The organism is Lysinibacillus boronitolerans JCM 21713 = 10a = NBRC 103108, from assembly GCF_000772935.1.
GTDB lineage: Bacteria > Bacillota > Bacilli > Bacillales_A > Planococcaceae > Lysinibacillus > Lysinibacillus boronitolerans.
Map to the genome: position 1 here is coordinate 46,365 of NZ_JPVR01000077.1, position 24,050 is coordinate 70,414.

Below are 24,050 nucleotides of genomic sequence, written 5' to 3' on the forward strand. Positions count from 1 at the left end.
AACCTGATGCCTATCACATCAGGTTTTTGTATGCTTATTTATTCTGCTAAAGGTTCATGGTCTGTTGGCTTTGTTTCTTCACTCATATCCACTACTTCTGGCTGTTTCATGACTTTCCCCAGTTTACGCAATACGAAATAAGCACAGCCGAAATTACAGTATTCATATAAATAATCTTGAAGCGTACTTATTTTTGTATCAAAAGTGGATTTTTGATTTTTATCATCAAAAAAGCCCTTTAAACGTAACTGATTATAGCCCCAATCACCTACAATATAATCGTATCTGGCTAAGATATCTGAGTACCTTTCCTGAAAAACTTCCTCCTGAAAGGCCTCGCGATAATCTTCTATTAGTTCATATTCTAATCCTTCAACTATGATCAAAGTGACACCACCCTTTTCGTTCAGCCTTGACGTTTACACTTCTGCTTGTAACTGACGTTCTTTCGTTGCAGCATTTACTTGTTCGTCTGCATGGTAACTACTACGTACAAGTGGGCCAGCCTCACAATGCTTAAAGCCTTTCTCCATGGCAATTTTACGCAATTTACCAAATTCTATTGGTGAATAGTATTTTTTAACTGGTAAATGCTTTTTCGTTGGCTGTAAATATTGACCAATCGTCATAATATCTACATTATTTGCACGTAAATCGTCCATTACTTCTAAAATTTCTTCATGTGTCTCGCCTAAACCAATCATTAGTGATGATTTCGTTGGAATTTCAGGCTGCATTTCTTTAGCTAGACGTAGAAACTCTAAAGAGCGTTCGTATTTTGCACGAGCGCGCACTCTTGGTGTTAAACGACGAACTGTTTCAATATTATGATTTAAAATATCTGGTTTTGCATCCATTAACATTTGAAGGTTCTCCTTCATCCCACCTAAATCTGATGGCAATACCTCAACAGATGTGAAAGGACTTTTACGACGAATAGCACGTACTGTTTCTGCTAAAACTTGCGCACCGCCATCCTTTAAATCGTCTCGTGCTACCATTGTAATAACAACGTGCTTTAAATTCATAATGGCTACGGAATCAGCAACGCGCTCTGGCTCTGCCAAATCTAGTTCATTTGGTAAACCTGTTTTTACTGCACAGAAACGACAAGCACGTGTACAAACGGAACCAAGAATCATCATGGTAGCAGTACGTCTTTCTCCCCAGCATTCATGGATATTTGGACAACGCGCTTCTTCACATACTGTATGCAGATTTTTCTCACGCATCAGCTTTTTAAGCCCTTTATATTCATCATTCGTGTTTAGTTTTATTTTTAGCCAATCTGGTTTTCTTACATGTTCTTCTTTACTTGTAGGTTTACAAGATGTCATACGAATATCGCCCCTATCAAAAATATACATTTTTTAATATTAACTATCTTCACTGTTGTCAATGTAACATATTAAAGGCACTCCAACAACTATCACAACAAACATTTCTATTTATAAGGGACAGGTATTTCTATGGACGGTTGAGGGGCATCACTACTATTGGTATAAATGTTTGGAACAGGTCCCCTTGTGAGGCCCATCGCTACAGGTATATCCTGCGCAACGGTAGAAGACTTACTAGCGAATGGGACAATAATCTGAACATTTACCTCTAAATGAATCCCTACCTCCACATAAGCACTGTTGATTCCAAATTCTTGAATAGAGGATGTCACATTACTATGAACATTCCCAATCACATGGAAGCGAATCGGAATCTTTGGCCCTAAATTTCCAAGCAACGGAATATTGGCTGCTTGACCAAGCGGCACAAAAAAGACAATGCCATCACCATCTTGGATCCTGTTAATATCATATTCAACATTATCTAATTCAGGTAAATGGGATAGCTCCCCCTGTTCAGCTTGCTCCAAATACATTTTAACAAGCTCTAATGTCTCTGCTCGAACACGATTAATGATTTCTGTATTAAACTTAGTCGTCATCATTTCAGACGTACCTGGAGGAATATCTTCAATGATATCATTTACATCTAATACATTCGAGGTACGCGAATTAATGGCTTTACTCACAACGTAAGATGCAATCTTCGTGGTTTGTACTTCCGCATATTGCAAATAGGTTGGCATGAGCCGTTCATTTAAATAATAAATAAATAATATAAGGCAAACAACGACACTAACAATTAAAATCGTCAATTTATTAAGACGCATTCCCCTTTTACCATATGAGCGTAATTTCATTCTTTTTCGAGGGAAAAACAAAAAAATCTCCTCCTGTTCCATAACGTATGAACAGAAGGAGCAATTTATTCTACTTTTGCAGGAACCACATAATCCGTCTCAACATTTTCAATTGTTACCGCAGGATAATCCACTAAATTAATTTCATATGTAGCTGTAAGCAATTGATCTTGTTCTTCAAAAATACGAATCCATGGTAATGCCGCATCCAATGTGTTTTGTCTAGATACAATCCCACGGCGTCCATCAGATAATTTTAAAATAACACCATTTGGATAATGAACGACAGCTCTTTTTAAAGCTTTTACAATTCGAGCATCATAAAGAGTGCCAGAGCCAGCTTCAACAATAGCTAGTCCTTGTGAAGGGAGCATCTTCTCCCGGTATACACGATTCGTCGTCACTGCATCAAAAACATCTGCAACGCCAATAATCTTGGCAAATGGATGAATTTCAAAGTCAACAAGCCCTCTTGGATAGCCACTCCCATCAATACGCTCATGATGCTGGAAAGCACAGTGCGCCACAAGCAGAGAGATTGAATGTAAATTCCGCAATAAATCAAAGCCGTAACGAGCATGCATCTTCATCATTTCAAACTCATCATTCGTTAAACGTCCTGGCTTTGTTAAAATATCCTTCGGTACCATTAGTTTGCCGACATCGTGTAATAATGCACCGATCCCGATTAAGCGTAAATCTTCAGCAGAGTAGCCAAGTTCTTTGGCAATGGCAATAGAATACAAAGTGACTTGGAAAGAGTGTTGATATAAATATTCATCAAATAAGTAAGCATCTGTTAAAATGGTTAGAATTTCATTATTTCCAGTAACTGCAGAAAGTAATTCATCTACAATCGAAACGATTGTCTTTGATTGCTGATCTAATATATAAGAAGCATTTACTGGATTCAAACCATCAATGGACTGAAACGAATCCTTTATAGTTTTGATGACTTTATTTCGCATAGCAGGTGGAACAGTCTCCTCTACTTCTATGCCCTCAGAAATCTCATCGTCAATATATAAATAATGTGTATTTAACTGTTGAAGTCTTTGAATAATACGGTCATTAATGACAACATCTTTCTTTAAAAGCGGATGACCTGCCTCATTCCAAATGGTTCTTCCTAATACCATTCCTTCTTTTAATACATCGATTGAAATTAATCGCATTGACTTCTTCCCCATTCCATTCTTTAAACTCTCTCTATTGTTTAAAGAATCTTTGACCATAATCTATCATAATGTTTCGTAAAAATTCAGGTAAAATATATTGTTTTTTTGCATATTTAAAACTTGGATAAAAATAACCAAATGTAAACAGATCCAATGTGACAAGTTTATAAATGTGATTTTGATCTGCTAGCTTACCATTAATCATTAATTGCCGATTTTCATTCATGGAAAATCCATATGTCAATATTTTTCCAAAAATGACGCCTCTAAACCCTAATCCTTTTAGCTCGATATAGGGCCATTCTTCATTTTTGGATTGCATATAAATCTCTTTCATTTCAGGGACGGATAATTCAATTGTACATAAATTAATTGGATGTGGAAAAATCCGGTGCAAATCTAGGGCAGTCACTATTCCTTTAGGAAGACCATCTAAAAATATCCCTGCATTGAATAATGCACAGTCGGCTCCGCTCTTTTCCAAAATTGCATGTGCAAATAAATCAGATAGCTGTGAATAATGGAACCATTCCTTGTTGTAGGCTTTCTTTGTAGTAAAAACTGGAGTATCCAATATTCTGTTTCCTTCATCCTCCAAAAGCTGTACCATTTTCTGTTCATTTTTAACAATTGGCAAATCCTTATTATGAATTAAAGTATCCTTTTTTTCAACAATTTTCCTCAATTTTTTATCATATTCTATGATAAGATGTCCAGTATATTGGCCAAACTTACCTCCACCTGTCAGTAAAACCCCATTCATCACTTTGCCCTCAGGTAGGACATGATGCGTATGAGAGCCGAATATTACATCAATTTCTGGACATTCATCCGCTAAGAGCTCATCCTCTGTAATGCCTAAATGGGATAAGCATACAACAATGTCTACTTCTTCACGTAGTTGATGTGCTAAACGTAGCAGTGTACTTCGAGCGTCGTCCATATGCCAACTTAATTCTTCATAATATACTTCAAACATGGCCGTGGCTGCAATGACGCCAATTTTCGTACCCGTTGCTGTTGTTAAGATTACATAAGGCTTCATCCATGCTGGCTTTTTCCCATTAGAGGCATATACATTTGCCACAACAACATCAAAGTTAGCATTGTCATACAAGTGAAAGAGCTCTTCATGGGATAATGTAATACCTTCATTGTTGCCGATGGTCACCACATCATAACCCGCTTCATTGAGCAATCGCACATTGCCTTTCCCAACGGTTGCTTCTGTATAAATGTTGGAACGATCTAAATGATCTCCCACATCAAACAGAAAGCTTGTTTCCCCGATATTCGCCAGATTATTTCTTATCTCTTTCACATAGCTTTGCATTCGTGGCCAATACTTAAAATGACTATGCAAATCATTTGTGTGAAAAATATGGATCTTTTCAAGCATTAAAGCCACCTCACTTCAAATTAAGCTAATATGCCTTCTATAATAGATCGAATTCCTAATAATAATAGAATAATCCTTAAAGCTAGTACAAGTGTATCGGATTTAATTCTTTTATTTAACGCAGCACCGAGCTTTGCTCCAACATAAGCTCCAGGAATAACTGGAATAGTATAAAGCCATGGTACATGACCGAAATAAACATGGCTTGCGGAATTAACGATGGACGTTAAAAATACCATAAACATCGATGTTGCCACCGCGACATGTGGTGGGAATAAGAATAAAATAATCATTGCTGGCACAATCATGGAGCCGCCGCCTATTCCAAATAAACCAGAAGCAAAGCCAATACCAAATGTTAATGTAATAGCAAACCAAATGGGATAGCCATATACATAGGTTTTTCCCTCAGAGTCAGTAAATTCTTGCTGTATACCATTTTTTACAAACCATTTTACAGGCTTCAGTTTGTCCCGCACAAGCAAAATAATCGATAAAATAATAAGTAAAATACCAAAATATAAATTAAAGGATGGTAAATCTAACCCTTTATTGACCCATGCGCCAAGGATTGTTCCTGGAATACTTCCAATAAAGAATATAAAACCACTTTTATAATCCACCGTTTTAGATTTCATATAGCTTAGCGTGGAGGCAAGTCCCGTGAAAATCATCATCACCACTGATAAACCGACTACTTTTTGCGGCGTAATATCTGGAATCATTCCTAAATTTAAGCCAATGTATAATGTTGCTGGTACTAATACTACACCACCACCTAGCCCAACTAATGAGCCAATTAGACCAGCAAGCAATGCAATGATGACTAATAAAATAAACTCCATTATAGTTCCCCTTCAAACATGTTTAATTGTTTAGGTGCCAACCCGACATCGTTAATATTCAACATACCTTGTAGCTCCTTTGCGTTTTTCGCTGCATGATTACCTGAATTATTATTAAATAAAACGAAGAGTTCATTGACCTCGGGTTCAAGCTTTTTCATACTATCCCCAAGCTGCTGTAATTCCTCTTTATTATAATCATATAAGAAGCGAACTTTACGCCAATTTTCTGCATTTCCTGTGTTGCGCCAACCGTGTATATTGCGACCATGGAGACGAATCAACGCTTTATTTGCAGTCACTACCGGATAAAAAGGAACAGATCCAACACCAGCCTGTGGTTCGTCACAAATCGTATGGATAAATTGATGTTCTCGTAAAAAATCTATCGTCTGCTGGACAACATTTTCTGCGTACCATGTTTGATTTCGAAACTCAATCGCCACTTCAAAATCCTTGAGCTGTTGTCGGATATACAATAAATATTGCACATTTTTTCCTTGGCAATCAAACCATGGTGGAAATTGTGCTAATACCATGGCTAGCTTTCCATAACGTTTAAATTCATTGGCACATTCAATAAAAGCATTGAACATATCATTTTTTGATTCAAAGGGAATCTCTCCACGTAAATGACCCGTCATGCCTTGGTAAGCTTTCACAACAAAACGGAAGTTTTCAGGTGTATCCTCACACCATTTCCGAACATGCTCTTTGGCTGGTATGGCATAAAAGGAAGTATCTACTTCTACCGTTAAAAAATGACCTGTGTAATCAAATAATTTATCCTTTGAGGGAGTCACTCCACTATAAAGTGAAGGGTGATCGCCCCAACCAGTTAATCCTACTACAATCATGTGACATCCTCCTCTATGTACATAATCATAGCACACAGTATGTCACTACAAATAAACATCATGTAAAAAATATAGCTTTCTTTTGTCCATTCAAATAGAAAGCTGTCACTAACTTTTGGGAACTATACAAAAGAAAAAGCATGAGTCCATATTCCATTGAACTCACGCTACTTTAACGGACTACCATTTATTTCACAAGGTTTTGCTGAATAGCCTCTAAAAACTTAATCCGGCTGTATGCAGGGCCGCCTTCCATTAATGGATCTAGTACATTAACAAATACTTGGTCATTGTTAAATGCATTAATATTTTGGATGATTGGATTCTTTTTAAAGTCTTCTAAAGCATTCGGCGCGTCCGCATTTTCATCTGTTGAAAACTGCACAAATAAATAATCAGGATTCATATCTGCAAGCTGCTCAACAGAAATGGCCTCTTGAGATTTAGCTTTAGCAACTTCATCTGGTACTGCTAAACCAAGCTCTCCATAAAGGACAGCATTTAAAAATACTTCTTTTGGATAAACATACGCTTGTCCTCCACGAATACGAATAGCCGCTACTTTTTGATCTTGTAGTTTCTCAGTTAACGTAGCTTTAGCAGTTTCTATATCAGCCTTATATGTAGATAATATCTTCTCAGCATCTGCTTGCTTACCAGTTAGTTCAGCTAATAACTTCAAATTAGATTCCCAGTTCGTCGAAATATGTGAAACCAAAATTGTAGGAGCAATTTTCTCTAATTTACTTTGTACCTCTTCTGGGAACTTTGTTGAACCTAAAATGACATCAGGATCTAATTCTAATATTTTTTCAAAGTTTGGTTTAATTTTCTCACCAATTGATTCTGCTTTGTCTGTTACAGAAGCATATAGCTCAGGGAACTTGCCACCAACAACAATAGCCCCAACTGGATGAACATCCAGCACAACCATATCCTCCATCGCTTCCATAGCACCTGTTACAACAATTCTTTCAACCTTTTCTGGCACTTCATAGCGTTCACCAAGATATTCAAGCGTTCTCGTGCCATTTTCATTTGTCGATTCTTCTTTTGTTTGTGTCACTTCTTCTTTTGTTGTATCAGCGGATAATTCCTCTTCTACTGCCTTCTTCTCTCCACATGCGGCGAGAAGGAGCATAAATAATGCTATGAAACTAATAAATAAAAACTTCTTTTTCATTTACATATTCTCCTTTTAAAGATGATTAACTATCTCATCTGGCTTATTGAAGTACTGAACATCTTCTAGATTTATCAACCCCTCCCTAATTGATATTGATTCTCATTTTCATTTTAGTGTGTAATCTTAAAAAAATCCAGTACTATTTCTCTCCATTTTTATTCGCAACATAAAAACACAAAAAACCCCTAGTCACAATTTATGTTGTGACTAGGGGTGGCTAATAAATTAACCGATAGAACCTTCCATCTCGAATTTAATCAGACGGTTCATTTCTACTGCGTATTCCATTGGTAGTTCTTTTGTGAATGGCTCGATGAAGCCCATTACGATCATTTCTGTCGCTTCTTCTTCGGAAATTCCGCGAGACATTAAATAGAATAATTGTTCTTCAGATACTTTTGAAACTTTTGCTTCGTGCTCTAAAGATACATTATCATTAAAAATCTCGTTATAAGGAATTGTATCAGAAGTCGATTGATTATCCATAATCAGCGTATCACATTCGATGTTAGCACGTGCACCACTTGCTTTAGGACCGAAACGAACTTGTCCCATATACGTTACCTTACCACCTTGTTTAGCAATCGATTTAGAAACGATTGTTGAAGATGTGTTTGGTGCCATATGGATCATTTTTGCGCCAGCATGTTGATGTTGTCCTTTACCTGCTAATGCAATCGATAATGTCATACCACGAGCACCTTCACCTTTTAGGATACATGCTGGGTATTTCATTGTTAATTTAGAACCGATGTTACCATCAATCCATTCCATTGTACCGTTTTCTTCTACAACTGTACGTTTCGTTACAAGATTGTAAACATTGTTCGCCCAGTTTTGAATTGTTGTATAACGGCAATAGGCATCTTTACGTACAACGATTTCAACAACTGCTGAGTGTAAAGAGTTTGTTGTGTAAACAGGAGCTGTACAACCTTCAACATAGTGTACGTGAGCGCCTTCATCTACAATAATAAGTGTACGTTCGAATTGACCCATATTTTCTGAGTTAATACGGAAGTAAGCTTGTAACGGTGTTTCTACTTTAACACCTGGTGGCACATAAATAAATGATCCACCTGACCATACTGCTGAGTTTAAAGCAGCAAATTTATTGTCTGTGTAAGGAATCACTTTGCCCCAATATTGTTTGAAAATATCTTCGTTTTCACGTAGAGCAGAGTCAGTATCTTTGAACACAATACCAAGATCTTCAAGGTCTTTTTTCATGTTGTGATAAACTACCTCAGACTCATATTGTGCAGATACACCTGCAAGATATTTTTGCTCTGCTTCTGGGATACCTAATTTATCAAAAGTTGCTTTGATTTCATCAGGTACTTCATCCCATGATTTTTGAGTAGCTTCTGATGGTTTTACATAGTACGTAATTTCATCAAAATCTAAATCTCCAAGATCGCCACCCCATTGTGGCATCGGTTTTGTATAAAATGTTTCAAGAGCTTTTAAACGGTATTCTAGCATCCATTCTGGCTCTTGTTTCATATTTGAAATTTCACGGACGATTTCTTCAGTTAAACCGCGTTTTGAACGGAAAATTGATACGTCCTTGTCATGGAAACCGTATTTGTAATCGCCGATATCAGGCATTTTTTTAGCCATCGTTTCTCCTCCGTTCATTGAGATGTATTTTTCTGGGTAATCATCCCTTGCTTTGAGTGAAGCCATAGTAGCTTTCACTCAAGAACAAGGAAGTAAGATTTATTTCACACCTTTTTCCATTGCTTTCCAAGCCAATGTTGCACACTTAATTCGTGCTGGGAATTGTGAAACACCTTGCAGTGCCTCAACATCCTCAAGGTCATATTTATCGCTGTACTCCTCACCCATCATCATTTTAGAAAAAATATCAGAAAGCTCAATAGCTTCCTCTACTTTTTTTCCTTTGATGAGCTGTGTCATCATTGATGCAGAGGACATAGAAATAGAACAGCCTTCACCATCAAATTTCGCATCCTCTACGACACCGTCAGTAACTTTTAATGTTAAATGAATACGATCACCGCATGTAGGATTGTTCATATCAATCGTTACAGCATCCTCTTCTAAAGAGCCTTTGTTACGAGGATTTTTATAGTGATCCATAATGACTGAACGATATAGTTGATCTAAATTATTAAAAGACATCGCCAAAATACTCCTTCGCAGAACGTAACCCTGCAACTAAACGGTCAATATCCTCCTCTGTATTGTACAGATAGAAGCTTGCACGTGCTGTCGCAACTTGCTGAAGACATTTCATTAGTGGCTGTGCACAATGATGTCCTGCACGAACAGCAATACCGTTCATGTCAAGCACCGTTGCCACGTCATGTGGATGTACATCATCTAGATTAAATGTTACTAATCCACAACGCTTCATAGGGTCACGTGGGCCGAAAATTTTCAAACCGTCAATTGTCTCAAGTTGATCCATTGCGTAGCCTGCAAGCTTATGCTCATGCTCTAGAATGTTATCTAACCCGATATCAGTTAAGAAATCAATAGCGGCACCTAATCCTATTGCACCTGCAATAATAGGCGTTCCACCTTCAAATTTCCACGGTAATTCCTTCCACGTTGAATCATATAACCCAACAAAATCGATCATTTCGCCACCAAATTCAATTGGCTCCATCTTTTCAAGGTGTTCCTTTTTACCATATAGTACACCTATTCCAGTAGGACCGCACATTTTATGCCCTGAGAAACCTAAGAAATCTACATCCAGATCTTGCACATCAATTTTCATATGTGGCGCAGCTTGTGCACCATCGGCTACCATGACAGCACCATTAGCATGTGCAATTTGAGCAATTTCTTTAATTGGATTTATTGTGCCAAGTACGTTTGAAGCCATAGATACTGAAACAATTTTTGTTTTAGGTGTGACTGTCGCACGTACTTTCTCTAAGCTAAGAGTGCCGTCTGCTTCAAGCTCAATGTATTTTAAAGTTGCATTTTTTTCTTTTGCTAATTGTTGCCAAGGAATAATATTGGAATGATGCTCCATATGAGTAATGACTATTTCATCACCCTCGCCAACATTTGCACGTCCATAACTTGTCGCAACTGTATTTAAAGCAGTTGTTGTACCACGCGTAAAAATAATTTCCTGTGTTGCTTGAGCATTAATAAACTTACGAACCTTTTCACGAGCACCCTCATATTTATCTGTTGCACGGTTTCCTAATGTATGGACCCCACGGTGAACATTGGAATTATCAAATTCATAATAAGCCTTAATGGCTTCAATCACTTGAACAGGCTTCTGAGACGTCGCTGCACTATCAAGATATACAAGTCTATGACCATTTACATCCTGATTTAAAATTGGGAAATAGCTTTTAATGTCTTTATTCATCATTAGCGAACTTTCCTTTCAATAACCTCCGTCAGTTGCTTTTGAACGCCTTCAATTGGTAATTGCGTAACAACTGGCGCAAGGAATCCATGGATAACAAGGCGCTCTGCTTCTGTTTTCGAGATACCACGGCTCATTAAATAGTAAAGCTGTAATGGATCTACTCGACCAACAGATGCTGCGTGTCCTGCTGTTACATCATCTTCGTCAATTAATAAAATTGGGTTTGCATCCCCACGAGCTTTTTCTGACAGCATTAATACACGTGATTCTTGTTGTGCATCAGCTTTTGTCGCACCATGCTCGATATAGCCAATACCGTTAAAGATTGATTGAGCTGCATCTTTCATTACACCATGCTTTAAAATATGCCCGTTAGAGTTTTTACCCCAGTGACGAACCTCAGTAGTGAAGTTAAGTTTTTGTTCTCCACGACCAACTACGACTGTTTTTGTATCTGCATGAGAACCGTCACCAATCAAATGCGTGATGTTTTCAGAGATTGTATCAGAATCATTCATTAGACCAAGAGCCCAGTCAACTTTTGCGTCACGCGCTAAACGTGCACGACGATTAACATATGTCGTAAATCCTTTTGCAAGGACATCTACTGCACCATAGGTTACCTGTGCATTATCTTGAACAACGACTTCCGCAATAATATTTGCTTGCCCTTTTGCCTCTTCTACAGTTGAAACATATGTTTCCACATATGTTACAGCTGAATTCGCTTCTGCTACTACTAAAACATGGTTATATAATGAAGCTTCCGCATTGTCATTAAGGAAAACAACTTGAAGTGGTTGTTCAATAATCACGTTTTTTGGTACGTATACAAACACACCACCATTAACAAGTGCTGTATGAAGTGCTGTTAATTTATGCTCATCTACTTTAACTGCTTCAGTCATAAAGTATTTTTGAACAAGTTCGCCATGTTCACGAACTGCTGTGAAAATATCAGTAAAAATAACACCTTTATCAGCAAGTTCTTGTGATGCCTTAATATATGCTGGTGTATTATTACGTTGAATATATAGGTTTTCTTGTGCTTCAAGGTCAATTAAACCTTTTGCTTCTTCAGGTAGAGCATCCAATGAAGGGAATGCCTCACTATGAACTGCCAACGCTGGAAAGTTCATGAAATCCCATTTTGTGATATTCGTTCTATCTGGTTTTGGCAAATCTAAACCAGTTACTTTGTCTAGTGCTGCCGCGCGAAGTTCTGTAAACCAAGTTGGTTCACCATTTGCTTCTGAGAACGAGCGCACGTCCTGTACTGTTACAGGCAAGTTAATTTCCACTGTCATGCTAGTTCGTCCTCCTTCTTATGCTTCTTGTTCTTCTGTTTCTTCTTCGATTCCTAATTCTTTTTTAATCCAGTCATAGCCTTCTGCTTCTAAGCGTTGTGCAAGCTCCGCACCACCTGATTTTACAACACGTCCTTGCATCATTACGTGTACATGGTCTGGAGTAATGTAGTTTAATAGGCGTTGGTAGTGTGTAATCATTAAGCAGCCAAAGCCTTCACCACGCATTGCGTTGATACCTTTTGACACAACTTTCAATGCATCGATATCAAGACCAGAGTCAATTTCATCTAAGATTGCAAATGTTGGTTTGATCATCATTAATTGAAGAATCTCATTACGTTTTTTCTCACCGCCAGAGAAACCTTCATTTAAATAACGTTGAGCCATATCTTCATTCATTTCAAGGAATTCCATGTTTTTATCTAATTCGCGGATAAATTTCATTAACGAAATTTCATCGCCTTCTTCACGACGTGCGTTAATTGCTGAACGTAAGAAATCAGCATTTGTAACACCAGCAATTTCAGATGGATATTGCATAGCTAGGAATAAACCAGCTTGAGCACGTTCGTCCACTTCCATTTCAAGCACATCTTCGCCATCAAGCTCAACAGTACCTGAAGTTACTTCATATTTTGGATGACCCATAATAGCAGAAGCTAGTGTTGATTTACCAGTTCCGTTTGGTCCCATGATTGCGTGAATTTCGTTTGTATTAATTGTAAGATTTACGCCTTTTAAAATCTCTTTCCCGTCGATAGCAACGTGAAGATCTTTAATAACTAAAGTTGACATGAAAATACCTCCATAGTGTTCAGTGAATGGGTCAACCATTCCTTAATTATCATCATTCTAATCTTAACTGAAAATCGTTCTCTATGCAAACCATTTCAATTACTTTCCCATTCCTTAAATAAAATCTTGAAAAATAAAGACTTTGTAAGCATTTTCAGATTATTACTCCTTCACCTAAACAATGAGAATTGACTTTCTTCATTTTCAATAAAATCTCCCTAATTGAGAATCGATTTCATCTAGCTACATAGTGAAAACCTCGAGAAAAGTGCTAATTGTAGCGGTTTTGTGACAAATTAGCATAAACAACATATCTATACTATAACCTATTTCATTAAAATGGAATCAATTTAAGTTCATATTGTAAGAAAGAAATTTTGCTATAATAATGGATGGATTATATCCTCAAAAGGATGATATTGTATATATATTAAAAGACAGAAACGTAGGTTGTATCTAGCATTTCTGCCAATTTCCCATTAGCTTAGATGAAATGCCCATAAATCTCCTTTTGATTCTAGTAAAAAAACATCTGACAGCTGATACTTTTTATTTTGACATTAACAGTCATTTTTCATCTTAAATAATATATAATTAAGGTATAATCAATCTTATTTTTAGATTAATAGAGGTGAAATGTTAGTGGAGTTACGTCAATTACGCTATTTTGTAGAGGTTGCTGAACGTGAGCATATTTCAGAGGCTGCTGAGCATCTTCATGTAGCCCAATCTGCCATTAGTCGGCAAATCGCAAATCTTGAAGATGAGTTAGGCACTCCGTTATTTGAGCGAGTTGGACGAAATGTCAAATTAACACCAATAGGGAAGACATTTCTTGAGCATACCATTACGGCATTAAAAGCCATCGATTTTGCAGCAAAGCAAGTAGAAGAATATCTTGATCCTGCAAAGGGCTCAATTAAAATCGGCTTTCCAACAAGTTTAGCTAGCTATGTTCTGCCAACCGTTATTTCAGCCTTTAAACGCGAATATCCTGATTTACAATTTCAACTACGTCAAGGATCTTATCGATTTTTGATAGATGCAGTCAAAAATCGGGAGTTGAACCTCGCCTTTTTGGGACCCCTGCCACCGAAGGACGAATCCATTCAATCAACCATTCTGTTTACTGAAAATATTGCTGCACTCCTACCAGCCAATCATCCATTAGCTAAAAGAGAAAGCATACAGCTTGCAGAGTTGAGAAATGATCTATTCGTATTATTTCCAGATGGTTACATTTTGCACAAGGTAGCGATGGATGCTTGTCGAGCTGCAGGCTTTTTACCAAATGTCATTTCAGAGGGGGAAGACTTAGATGCACTAAAGGGCTTAGTCGCCGCTGGCATTGGTGTGAGCCTATTACCAGAAAGCTCTCTTTATGATTCAGCAGCACGCTTTACCATAAAGGTACCAATTGAATCACCTACGATCCCTAGAACTGTTGGCATTATTTCTCCTGTAAATCGCGAAATTGCACCATCTGAAATCATTTTCTTAGACTTTGTGAAAAACTTCTTTTCTCGTCTTTCTCAATTCCAATAAAAAAGAGCTAAGGGCAGAACAATCTACCCTTAGCTCCTTTAATATGCTTTAAATAATTTTTGTAAAATATAATAGGATTGTTTTAAGCGCTCTTCATATTTTGGAACTTGCCATGTTTCCCATGTATAAGCAGACAGTGGTGGTAAAATACCATTAGTAGCTGCTGGCATAGATTGAACAACGTTGTTCTCTTTATCTACAAATAAAGCACCAATATAAATATTGTCTACTTTAACGGCAGCTTTATCGCCATTTGTATACAGGTTACCTATAAACTCACGCTGACTCGGATCTTTAGCTTGAATCAATAACCAAGGGATGCGAAGTTCGATAACATTGTCATCGGTCCAAGTATAATCAACTAAAGAATCATAATCTTTTGCTTCTGGATTAGCATTTCCTTGAAGTAATTTTCCTGTTTCGTAGATACTAAAATCAGTCGTTCTATTTTGCTCAGGTAAAAATAGTTGTTTATTTAACACATAGTAAATAGGGGCGAACTTTCCACTATTTTCTATGGCATTAGCCATTCGGGGAGCAACTAAATTTAAACGGTGGCCATATAAATAATCAAAGAAATCGTAGTATTCATCAATAACAACCCTAGATTGACCATTTTTATTGAGCTCAACTATAAAATCAACACCATTTGAAAACGTCATATTTTTTATAGATGTAGCAGACGTATTTCCTTGACCTGGTACAACATCTAATAAAATACGAGGGGAGGTATTGGCTAACTCCTCACTTTTTAATTTAATGTACAAATAGCGCTCATCATAGTCTACTGCAAAATCTGTTGGAGTGTTTGGTGCAGTATCATATAGCTGTTTACCCGTCCATTCCGTTGTCTCTCCATCTACTTTTACCTTAAGTCTATCAAAGCTTAATAATCCAAACTGTTGCTCATTTGTTTGAGCATTGGACCAATATGGTCGACGATTCGGATCATCATAATCCATCGTATTCCATGTTCGTTTAAACCACTCATCTTGCCATGTAAAAACAAGTCCTCCCATGAGCCCTTCATGCATAATATCTTCAAATAAATGTTGAAGTGTTTCTCCCTGTGCTTGTTCTGACATTTGCCCCTGATTCCAACCATATACATTATCATGTGTTTTACCACGTGATGCTGGGATACCAAATTCCGCAATAAGAACAGGCATAGTATGAGCTTCATGGAGCTCTTTTAAATAACCTGCATAGCTATTTTTGTTCCCTCGGAAATCGACATAATTTAAATAATCTTTATCGAAATTAAAGAAGTTAGGGTAGTAAGGATACACATGATAGGAAGCAAATTGTCCCGGCGCAGTCATTTCTCCTTTCGTAAAAATAACATTTGGATTGACCCCTACTAAATCTTCCTCCTCTGATGGCTCTGACGGATGTTCAAGAATGTCAGTTGTGACCCAGTTCGTGAAACTCATTGGACGTAGCCAGTTATATTTTTCCTTTTCATAAACTGACACCACATCCATTTGTTCTGCTAGCCAATGCTCAAACGGAGATGCACCCTTTGTTTCAAAAAAAGTACCGTTGTATTGACCAATATTTGCATGTTTTTCATTCGTTCCCACAACCATGTGTGGATACCATTCAATTCCTAGTACCCATCCTATAACATATTTTGATACGTCTACATCATACAAGCCAGATGCATGTCCTGGGCGAGGCTCCACATAGATATTTCCATGAATGACATCTACCATTTGTTTCATTTCTAATTGGAAATCTTCTAACGTATCTTTATCATAGGCGTCCAATGAATCTGCTAAGCCCTCTTCATTAATCCAAACCCCATGTAAAACATATAATGGATTTTTTGGATGTTCTTCATTATATTTAGCAAGTGCTCTATAAAAGCCAGGTGGATGTAATGTATAGACTCGTATCGTATTGGCATTCATTTCTGCTATTTGTTTAAACCATCGATAATATTCCTCTTCTGTAATGGCTGCTTCTCCAGGAAAGGCGCCAGGTTTCCCCATTCCGATATTGACACCCTTAAATACGATTGGTTCCCATTTTCCATCTCTTAGCACCTCAAAAGATTGTCCCTGAATTCGTGCATTATAGTTTAATTTCTCATGATTCACAGTGTCCTGAACCTCTTTGTGCTCAAATGAATCAACTATTTTATGCATTACTGGGATGTAAATGGACCAATAAAACGAACTGTCCGCATACTTCTCAGCATATTTATAGATTGTAGGTAACCCTTTTATTTTATAAATATTAGGTACCCGTGCGATATCATTAAAATCTCCCGCAAAATAATAACTAGATGTGTAGCGCTTATCTTGACCTACAATTGCTGCAAATTGTTCTGGAATACCATTAGCCTTTAACAGCTCTGTTCCCTTTTTCGTTAAATCCCATTTATAATTTGCAAGAGCATCTTCAGCATATTTAGGTGTAATAATATCAAACCAATAATCGTATTGTGCCCTTGCAGATGAATGAAAGAATTTTTTACCATTTTCAGTAAACTGCACTTGAATACCTGCAGATTTAACATGCTTGTCCAATTCAAGTACAAGTAGCTCTTCTGTTATTTCATTAAATAGTAAAAATCCTCCACCCTTATATGACCAATTATCGCCATGTTCATCGATCACCCATTGCGGTATTTCTAAGTTTTTATGATAATCAAGCTCATCGAAATAACGCCCGATCCAGCCAGACCATGTGATTCCTAAATAATCCTGTAATTCTTTACGAACTTCCCCTGATGTTGGTGAAGCAAACGTGTTATACTCAGCAATTAACATACTCTTTTTTTTGCTGGCTAAGCGTTCGACGATTGCCTGCCATTCTTTTTGTTCAAGTCCCCCAACAATTTTTTCAGAACGTTCACCTAAACGTTTTGTTTGTTGTAAATCATCTTTATAAACTCCGTACGTATCTGCCAAATAAATGACATCATAGTCACTATAATCCTTTGGCAAATTCTTTTCTACAACACTTTTAGTTTCATCATTTGGAACCGTACCATAGTAATCGCGTTCTACGTCATAAGGTTCATTATTTAATCTATATTTATAATGGTTTAAAAACCAATTCACCCCTAAATGCTCTCGGTAAGACTCATTCGGAACGGTTTTATCTATAATGGCCACATTAAGCTGTTTTTCATCTTCTAAGTACCACCATGTAATAGGGATTATCATGAGGACTAGTACGACCATAACCCCTATATAGATTCGTTTCATACACTTTTCTCCTTTTCAGCAATGCCGACACGTTTCATATTACCCCAGTCACTTTTTCTTAAGACAAAACGAACTAATCCCTCACAGCGCCAGAATAATGTTAGTGGGCGATACCAAAAAATTTCTGTAAACGCTAAAAGAATCATGCGTAACAATTCTCTTTTTTTCGGATACGTATTCATACTCCACGATTCAAACAATACTGCCGCTATTGAAAAAATAACACCATAAATAACGAATAGTAGTAGCAGCATGAGTGCAACCTCATAATAAATTTTCCCTAAGAAAAAGGCTATGACAATATAAATATAACCTCCTAACTCCACAAGAGGCCCTAGACATTCTACTAGCCAAAAATACGGGAACGAAAGAAATCCAATCATGCCATATCTAGGATTCAAGGTCATTTTTTTGTGCTTCCATAGACTTTCAAATAACCCTTGATGCCACCTTCTTCGTTGATTGCGCAGTACCCCTAATGTTTGAGGTGCTTCCGTCCAGCAAACTGGGTCGGGTACAAATTCAATACGTTTATTTTCTTTTTTTTCTTTTATAAGTCGATGAATATTCACTACAAGTTCCATATCTTCGCCAATAATATTGGTTGAATATCCACCTGATTCAACAGCCCATTTTTTAGAGAAAACACTAAATGCTCCTGAAATAATAAGGACTAAATTGAATTTACTTAAGGCTATTCTCCCCATTAAAAATGCCCGCAAGTATTCGATTACTTGCATGATTACTAAGTAATTACTAGGTAATTGAGTCTCATAAATAGAGCCAAACTGCATCTTTGCGCCATTTGCAATACGAATATTACCACCTGCTGCAATGACCTCACCATCAGATAAAATGATAGGCTTCATCACCCGCAGCAAGGATTTTTCATCTAAAATGGAATCCCCGTCAATGGAGCAAAAATACGGATATTGAGAGACATTAATACCCACATTTAACGCATCAGCCTTACCACCATTTTCTTTATCAACTAAAATACAATTTTTATAGATTTCAGATTCATATATTTGCTTAATATCTTTTGTAGGGATGTTAGTTCGGACAATTTTGTTGATTGGCTTCATTTGAAAATGTTCGATGACCGTTTGAAGGGTTAGATCTGTAGACCCATCGTTAATAATGATAATTTCAGTTTGAGGATAACGTAAATTCAATAATGAATAAACTGTATCTACAACCCCTACTTCTTCATTGTAAGCAGGAACAAGTAACGACACGGGTTTTGAATAAAAAGCATCTATATGTGCATCATCATACTCTGATAGATCGAGACGATAGCGTTTTCTTAAATCCAGCATAGCAATGATGAACATTGTACAATATGAAACGATAACGAACAGCATATAAAATAAAATAATGCCCCCAAAAAACATCATGCAATAGTCAATTATTTTCATTTACTTCCCCTCTTTTCTCGCTGCAATTTCCTGGGCCATTTCAATTGCATATTGGTCATTTGAGGATTCAATGAATTGCTGTAATTTAGCTATACCTTGTCGATCTTCTACAATCGTTTTTGCCGCTTGAGAACGTACCCACCAATTCTCATCTTGAAGAAGTTGCTCTAAATAACTATAAGTGTAAGTAAGCGGTACATGCCTGAAAATTTTAGCAACCATTAACCTTGCTTCCCACATTTCTGAGGTCACAAAAGGGATAAAGGGATCCATCTCATCAATAATACCTATTTCATAAAAGCCTTTTAATGCTCTGATGTTTATTTCCGTCGTATCATGGTCTAATAATTTTTTTAACTCCTCCAAATACTCCATCTTTCTTTTTACAGCAGCAGTATCAATAACAGCAAATTGCATATTAGCTGGCAAGCTATTAAAATCATGGAAAAATTGAATAAATACATTATCATCTAATAATACAAACAGTCTTCTATATTCACTTTCAGCGTAATTTACATTGGAATTTTTTATTTTCTCCATAAATAAATCTGGTTGGAAAAGGGAGTATATTTTTAATAACTGGAAATGTTCTTCATCAGTAATGTTATTTTTTTCGAATTCTTGGCACTTCGTTAGCAATTGATCTATTTGTAAGTCTGCAATTCGATAGAGGGCATTCATTCGAATACTCCATCGTCTACTTGATAAATCTTTTTCGTAGAATGCTTTTAAATATTGATTGGAGAATTGTTTAATTTTTAGTTCCACCTGTTCATTCCTTATATTCTTTAAATAGGATGAAAAAATTCTTTCAATAGCTTCTACTTGCGCCCTTCCTCGAGGTACCAATACGATACTAAATAGTGCGTTATTGAATAAGTAATCATACCAAAGTTGAGAATAATTTTGTAAATAACGGTCACGAACTTTTTCAAAATAGCTTTCACGCTGTCGCTGAACAAGTAAATACATTAAAAAGATAAAGAGCACAACAAATAAAAGGAGGATTATTATAAAAAGCGAAAAAATAGACAGCACGATCATAGCCAAAACCTCGTAAACGTTCTTTTAATTTTGGCTTCTAGCAAACGTAAATTAAATGGTTTGACAATATATTCATCAACACCGCCTTCATAAGCATTTAGTGCGGCTCCTTCAGAATTGCGTTCTGACATCATATAAATAATAAATTTCTTTTCATTTGGCATATGTCGCAAGATATGCAATATTTCTAAGCCATTTTTTAGAGGTAAAATATCATTCATAAGAATTAGATGCATATGCCCTGATTTATAATCATCCGATTGCAAAAAGCTATAGCCATCCTCATAAACCTTTACATCTAAAGAAAAATAAGGGATATTTATTTGGTTAAGCGTTGACTCTAATACTTGTCTAAAAATTGCGTTTTGCTCAATAATACTAACTTTCACTAATTCAGTTGGTTGCTCACAGTAATCCTTTACCTCTGCTATACTCCATGTCAATTGCTCATCCCCTGATAACATCTGTTTATTTTTATTTATCAGCTCTTCAAAAATAACGTTATTACTTCTTATTTCTGTTATAGAGGCTTTTAATGCAATTTGTTGGAACTTCCGTTCTGCTTTTAAGATGGCAAATATTCGTTTTAAAAACGCCCTAGCCTCTAAATCACTACTTTGTAAAAAGAAGATGCCCCAATGATCCCCATCGGATAATTGAAAAAGCAAATCTGTCTTGCGTATTTTTGATTGTAAAAACGAGGTAACTTGATCTTTTACATTTTCATTTAGTTGTGTAGAATTAGCTGTTTTTAAAAAGACTACTGTTATAGTAAGGCGTGATCTAATAACACTTTCTCGCCATATTTTAAAGTAGCGTTCTACTTCATGTTCTTGCATGATGTCATGGGTGAATTTTATATCATTCATTAGAATCACTCCATCTAGTTTTTTCTATTATTACTTTCTATCATTTATTTCGTAGATTAACAACACTACTATAGTAATAAATGTGACTAAACAATATCTGAACATAAATAGACATCACAATATAACTACAAAAAAAAGGGTACATAAGTCGTAAACTTATGTACCCTTTTTTAAAATTTTTAATTCTTATTTTACTGGTACTACTGCACCTTTCCACTCTTCTAAAATGAAGTCTTGGATTTCTTTAGATGTTAATACTTCTAATAATTTTTTAATTTCAGGTTTTGTTTCATCACCTGCACGTACAGCGATGATGTTAACATATGGAGATTCTTTATCTTCAAGAGAAATAGCATCTTCGATTGGGTTTAGACCGTTATCGATGGCAAAGTTAGAGTTGATAAGTACTGCATCGCCTTCATCATTTTCGTACATTTGTACAAGCATTTCTGGTGCAGTATTTGCATCGAATTTAAAGTTTTTAGGATTTTCTTCAATATCCTTTAATTCTGCTGCTGTTTTATCAATGCCTTCTTTTAATTTAATTAAGCCTTTAGCCTCTAACAATGATAGCATACGACCATGGTCAGATACTGAGTTAGAAAGCAAAATTGTTGCGCCTTCAGGCAGGTCTTCTAACTTTTTATATTTTTTTGAGTAAATACCGATTGGTTCAATATGAACGCCACCTGCATTGACGAAATCATAGCCATTGTCTTTAATTTGTAGCTCTAAGTAAGGTATGTGCTGGAAATAGTTTGCGTCAATATCTTTTGACTCTAAATCTTGGTTTGGTAGAACATAATCTGTATAAGTTTCAATTTCTAGGTCTACGCCTTCTTTAGCTAAGATCGGTTTTGCTTTTTCTAAAATAACTGCGTGTGGTGTGTTAGAAGCACCTACTTTTAATGTTACGCTTTCTTTGCTATCTGTTTGATCGCCAGATGCTGATTTTTCATCTTCTTTTTTATCTGTACCGCAAGCTGCTAATGCTAGTACAAGTATTGATAAAAATAATCCTGCTAATAACTTTTTCATTTATGACACTCCCTTTTATTTGTTTAAAATATGTTAGCGGTAAAAACCGGAATAACCTCATTTCCGTGCTAGCGTTTATCAATTTTCTCGGTAATTAAATCACCAATCCATTGAATAATAAATACGACTACTAAGATCAAAATAGTTGCCATTAATGTCACATCTTGGCGATTTCGCTGGAAGCCGTCTAAGAAGGCTAAGTTACCAAGACCACCTGCACCGATAATTCCTGCCATCGCAGTATAACCTACAAGAGCAACAGCCGTTACCGTGATACCAGAAATCAAAGCAGGTAATGATTCAGGGACCAATACTTTCCAAATAATTGTAGAAGTTTTTGCTCCCATTGAACGGGCTGCTTCAATAACACCTTTATCAATTTCACGTAACGCAATTAATACCATACGAGCATAAAACGGTGCTGCACCGATAATTAAAGCAGGTAACGCCGCATTGGCACCTCGAATTGTACCTAGTAAAAACTTCGTAAATGGAATTAATAAAATAATTAATACAATAAATGGAATGGAACGGAAAATATTAACGAGTGATCCTGTTAAAAAGTTAACGATTTTATTTGCCCATAACTGATTGGGACTTGTTAAAAATAGAACAATACCAATGACTAACCCAAGAATAAATGTCACAACCGTTGATATCGCTGTCATGTATAAAGTTTCATACGTAGCTTGCCACATATTTTCCCAGTCTACATTCGGAAAGAGATTAGTTAGCATTTGCAATCACCTCCGTTTGTACTTCGACTGTATTTAAATAACGAAGGGCTTCTGCCACGTTTGTCTTTGAGCCATCAATTTGTACAATCAATGTACCATATGCACCATTTTTTGTTTGCGAAATATTTCCGTGAACAATACTTACTTCTACATCAAATTGTTTCACAAGATGTGAGATAACAGGCTGTTCTGTTTTTTCACCAACAAAAATTAATTTGACAAGTTGTCCAGTTGGATAGTTTGTTTTAATTTGTGCTACCGTATCCTGTGTTTCCTTAGTGTCTGTAATTTGAGAGACAAACTTTTTGGTAATGGCTGCTTGTGGTGCTTGGAAGACTTGTAATACCTCACCACGTTCCACAATTTCGCCTGCCTCCATCACCGCTACACGATGACAAATTTTGCGGATGACATGCATTTCGTGGGTAATCAGGACGATTGTTAAGCCTAAGCGTTCATTTATATCTACGAGTAAATCAAGAATGGCATCCGTTGTTTCAGGATCAAGTGCTGATGTCGCCTCATCACATAGTAAAACCTCTGGATTATTCGCTAATGCACGTGCAATCCCTACACGCTGCTTTTGTCCACCAGAAAGCTGGGATGGATATGCCTTATCGCGTCCTTCTAAGCCTACAAGGGCTATTAATTCCTTCACACGTGCTTCACGTTTAGCCTTTGGAAAGCCTGCGATTTCTAAAGGGAAAGCTATATTTTCGGCAACTGTTCTCGACCAAAGTAAATTGAAATGCTGGAAAATCATACTTACCTTTTGTCTAGCTGCTCTAAGCTTTTGTCCTTTTATCGATGAAAATTCCTGATTGTTCACCGTTACTGTTCCTGCTGTTGGTTTCTCTAAACCGTTTAGTAAACGAATCATGGTACTTTTACCTGCGCCACTATAGCCGATAATGCCAAAAATTTCACCTTTATTAATAGTAAGGTTGACGTCTTTGACTGCCGTTAATTCGCCATTTGCTGTTTTGTATTTCTTTGTAATATTTTGAAGCTGGATCATAGCGAATACTCCTTTTCTCATATAGA

General features: G+C 36.6%; 21 protein-coding genes. 1 reads left to right on the top strand and 20 read right to left on the bottom strand.

All coding sequences use genetic code 11. From position 1 onward, the window contains the following. Positions 1-38 precede the first annotated feature (38 nt). The 13 genes from CD31_RS14630 to sufC form a co-directional block, all read right to left on the bottom strand. Complete coding sequence (locus CD31_RS14630) at positions 39-386, bottom strand: YutD family protein (RefSeq protein ID WP_036078605.1); 348 nt, start codon at positions 384-386, stop codon at positions 39-41. A gap of 33 nt (positions 387-419) precedes the next feature. Next, positions 420-1,337, bottom strand: a complete 918-nt coding sequence (gene lipA / locus CD31_RS14635; protein WP_004228269.1) for a lipoyl synthase — start codon at positions 1,335-1,337, stop codon at positions 420-422. Between the two features lie 107 nt (positions 1,338-1,444). Next, complete coding sequence (gene yunB, locus CD31_RS14640) at positions 1,445-2,242, bottom strand: sporulation protein YunB (RefSeq protein ID WP_052125384.1); 798 nt, start codon at positions 2,240-2,242, stop codon at positions 1,445-1,447. A gap of 23 nt (positions 2,243-2,265) precedes the next feature. After that, positions 2,266-3,375, bottom strand: a complete 1,110-nt coding sequence (locus tag CD31_RS14645; RefSeq protein WP_036078607.1) for an HD-GYP domain-containing protein — start codon at positions 3,373-3,375, stop codon at positions 2,266-2,268. A 34-nt stretch (positions 3,376-3,409) separates the two neighbouring features. After that, positions 3,410-4,777 carry a bifunctional metallophosphatase/5'-nucleotidase gene (locus CD31_RS14650; RefSeq protein WP_036078609.1) on the bottom strand — a complete coding sequence of 456 codons (1,368 nt, stop codon included), beginning with the start codon at positions 4,775-4,777 and terminating at the stop codon, positions 3,410-3,412. A gap of 20 nt (positions 4,778-4,797) precedes the next feature. Continuing rightward, the gene (locus CD31_RS14655; protein ID WP_036078612.1) at positions 4,798-5,622 is read right to left on the bottom strand and encodes a sulfite exporter TauE/SafE family protein; all 825 of its coding nucleotides are present in this window, start codon (positions 5,620-5,622) and stop codon (positions 4,798-4,800) included. Then, the gene (locus tag CD31_RS14660) at positions 5,622-6,479 is read right to left on the bottom strand and encodes a DUF72 domain-containing protein (protein ID WP_036078614.1); all 858 of its coding nucleotides are present in this window, start codon (positions 6,477-6,479) and stop codon (positions 5,622-5,624) included. The genes CD31_RS14655 and CD31_RS14660 overlap by 1 nt, the downstream gene beginning before the upstream one ends. A 187-nt stretch (positions 6,480-6,666) precedes the next feature. Then, positions 6,667-7,662 (bottom strand): ABC transporter substrate-binding protein, encoded by a 996-nt coding sequence (locus CD31_RS14665; RefSeq protein ID WP_036078616.1) that lies wholly within the window; start codon positions 7,660-7,662, stop codon positions 6,667-6,669. A gap of 228 nt (positions 7,663-7,890) precedes the next feature. Further along, positions 7,891-9,288, bottom strand: coding sequence for a Fe-S cluster assembly protein SufB (sufB, locus tag CD31_RS14670; protein ID WP_016993620.1), 1,398 nt, complete (start codon positions 9,286-9,288; stop codon positions 7,891-7,893). 99 nt (positions 9,289-9,387) lie between these two features. Next, a complete protein-coding gene (sufU, locus tag CD31_RS14675; RefSeq protein WP_036078619.1) occupies positions 9,388-9,813 on the bottom strand; it encodes a Fe-S cluster assembly sulfur transfer protein SufU in 426 nt (141 codons plus the stop codon). Continuing rightward, positions 9,803-11,032, bottom strand: coding sequence for a cysteine desulfurase (locus CD31_RS14680; protein ID WP_036078621.1), 1,230 nt, complete (start codon positions 11,030-11,032; stop codon positions 9,803-9,805). The genes sufU and CD31_RS14680 overlap by 11 nt, the downstream gene beginning before the upstream one ends. Continuing rightward, positions 11,032-12,339 carry a Fe-S cluster assembly protein SufD gene (gene sufD, locus CD31_RS14685; protein ID WP_036078624.1) on the bottom strand — a complete coding sequence of 436 codons (1,308 nt, stop codon included), beginning with the start codon at positions 12,337-12,339 and terminating at the stop codon, positions 11,032-11,034. The genes CD31_RS14680 and sufD overlap by 1 nt, the downstream gene beginning before the upstream one ends. Positions 12,340-12,357: 18 nt before the next feature. Beyond that, positions 12,358-13,137: a Fe-S cluster assembly ATPase SufC gene (gene sufC, locus CD31_RS14690; RefSeq protein ID WP_016994918.1), complete on the bottom strand. Its 780-nt coding sequence runs from the start codon at positions 13,135-13,137 to the stop codon at positions 12,358-12,360. 642 nt (positions 13,138-13,779) lie between these two features. Between sufC and gltC the strand changes: the two genes are divergently transcribed. Further along, positions 13,780-14,682, top strand: coding sequence for a glutamate biosynthesis transcriptional regulator GltC (gene gltC, locus CD31_RS14695; RefSeq protein WP_036078627.1), 903 nt, complete (start codon positions 13,780-13,782; stop codon positions 14,680-14,682). Positions 14,683-14,720: 38 nt separating this feature from the next. Here the strand turns inward: gltC and CD31_RS14700 are convergent, their stop codons facing one another. From CD31_RS14700 to CD31_RS14730, 7 genes are all read right to left on the bottom strand, one after another. Next, entirely contained in the window at positions 14,721-17,900 is a 3,180-nt protein-coding gene (locus CD31_RS14700) for a hypothetical protein (RefSeq protein ID WP_036078629.1), read from the bottom strand. Beyond that, a complete protein-coding gene (locus tag CD31_RS14705) occupies positions 17,897-19,318 on the bottom strand; it encodes a glycosyltransferase family 2 protein (RefSeq protein ID WP_036078631.1) in 1,422 nt (473 codons plus the stop codon). Before CD31_RS14705 ends, CD31_RS14700 begins: the two co-directional genes overlap by 4 nt. Next, entirely contained in the window at positions 19,319-20,362 is a 1,044-nt protein-coding gene (locus CD31_RS14710) for a HEAT repeat domain-containing protein (RefSeq protein ID WP_036078634.1), read from the bottom strand. It lies immediately after the preceding gene. Beyond that, positions 20,359-21,231 (bottom strand): response regulator, encoded by an 873-nt coding sequence (locus tag CD31_RS14715; protein ID WP_036078636.1) that lies wholly within the window; start codon positions 21,229-21,231, stop codon positions 20,359-20,361. The genes CD31_RS14710 and CD31_RS14715 overlap by 4 nt, the downstream gene beginning before the upstream one ends. A 186-nt stretch (positions 21,232-21,417) precedes the next feature. Beyond that, the gene (locus CD31_RS14720) at positions 21,418-22,269 is read right to left on the bottom strand and encodes a MetQ/NlpA family ABC transporter substrate-binding protein (protein WP_016993956.1); all 852 of its coding nucleotides are present in this window, start codon (positions 22,267-22,269) and stop codon (positions 21,418-21,420) included. Positions 22,270-22,337: 68 nt separating this feature from the next. Further along, positions 22,338-23,006, bottom strand: a complete 669-nt coding sequence (locus CD31_RS14725; protein WP_004228234.1) for a methionine ABC transporter permease — start codon at positions 23,004-23,006, stop codon at positions 22,338-22,340. Continuing rightward, on the bottom strand, positions 22,996-24,024 hold the full coding sequence (locus CD31_RS14730) for a methionine ABC transporter ATP-binding protein (RefSeq protein WP_036078638.1): 1,029 nt from the start codon (positions 24,022-24,024) through the stop codon (positions 22,996-22,998). The genes CD31_RS14725 and CD31_RS14730 overlap by 11 nt, the downstream gene beginning before the upstream one ends. Positions 24,025-24,050 lie beyond the last annotated feature (26 nt).

Bases quoted from the DNA above. Each gene is read 5' to 3' on its own strand.
- CD31_RS14650 (WP_036078609.1), bottom strand. From the start codon at position 4,777: ATGCTTGAAAAGATCCATATTTTTCACACAAATGATTTGCATAGTCAT.
- CD31_RS14665 (WP_036078616.1), bottom strand. From the start codon at position 7,662: ATGAAAAAGAAGTTTTTATTTATTAGTTTCATAGCATTATTTATGCTC.
- CD31_RS14655 (WP_036078612.1), bottom strand. From the start codon at position 5,622: ATGGAGTTTATTTTATTAGTCATCATTGCATTGCTTGCTGGTCTAATT.
- CD31_RS14705 (WP_036078631.1), bottom strand. From the start codon at position 19,318: ATGAAAATAATTGACTATTGCATGATGTTTTTTGGGGGCATTATTTTA.
- yunB (WP_052125384.1), bottom strand. From the start codon at position 2,242: ATGGAACAGGAGGAGATTTTTTTGTTTTTCCCTCGAAAAAGAATGAAA.
- CD31_RS14715 (WP_036078636.1), bottom strand. From the start codon at position 21,231: ATGAATGATATAAAATTCACCCATGACATCATGCAAGAACATGAAGTA.
- CD31_RS14720 (WP_016993956.1), bottom strand. From the start codon at position 22,269: ATGAAAAAGTTATTAGCAGGATTATTTTTATCAATACTTGTACTAGCA.
- CD31_RS14710 (WP_036078634.1), bottom strand. From the start codon at position 20,362: ATGATCGTGCTGTCTATTTTTTCGCTTTTTATAATAATCCTCCTTTTA.
- CD31_RS14725 (WP_004228234.1), bottom strand. From the start codon at position 23,006: ATGCTAACTAATCTCTTTCCGAATGTAGACTGGGAAAATATGTGGCAA.
- sufB (WP_016993620.1), bottom strand. From the start codon at position 9,288: ATGGCTAAAAAAATGCCTGATATCGGCGATTACAAATACGGTTTCCAT.
- CD31_RS14645 (WP_036078607.1), bottom strand. From the start codon at position 3,375: ATGCGATTAATTTCAATCGATGTATTAAAAGAAGGAATGGTATTAGGA.
- sufU (WP_036078619.1), bottom strand. From the start codon at position 9,813: ATGTCTTTTAATAATTTAGATCAACTATATCGTTCAGTCATTATGGAT.
- CD31_RS14700 (WP_036078629.1), bottom strand. From the start codon at position 17,900: ATGAAACGAATCTATATAGGGGTTATGGTCGTACTAGTCCTCATGATA.
- lipA (WP_004228269.1), bottom strand. From the start codon at position 1,337: ATGACATCTTGTAAACCTACAAGTAAAGAAGAACATGTAAGAAAACCA.
- sufC (WP_016994918.1), bottom strand. From the start codon at position 13,137: ATGTCAACTTTAGTTATTAAAGATCTTCACGTTGCTATCGACGGGAAA.
- CD31_RS14730 (WP_036078638.1), bottom strand. From the start codon at position 24,024: ATGATCCAGCTTCAAAATATTACAAAGAAATACAAAACAGCAAATGGC.
- CD31_RS14660 (WP_036078614.1), bottom strand. From the start codon at position 6,479: ATGATTGTAGTAGGATTAACTGGTTGGGGCGATCACCCTTCACTTTAT.
- CD31_RS14680 (WP_036078621.1), bottom strand. From the start codon at position 11,032: ATGATGAATAAAGACATTAAAAGCTATTTCCCAATTTTAAATCAGGAT.
- sufD (WP_036078624.1), bottom strand. From the start codon at position 12,339: ATGACAGTGGAAATTAACTTGCCTGTAACAGTACAGGACGTGCGCTCG.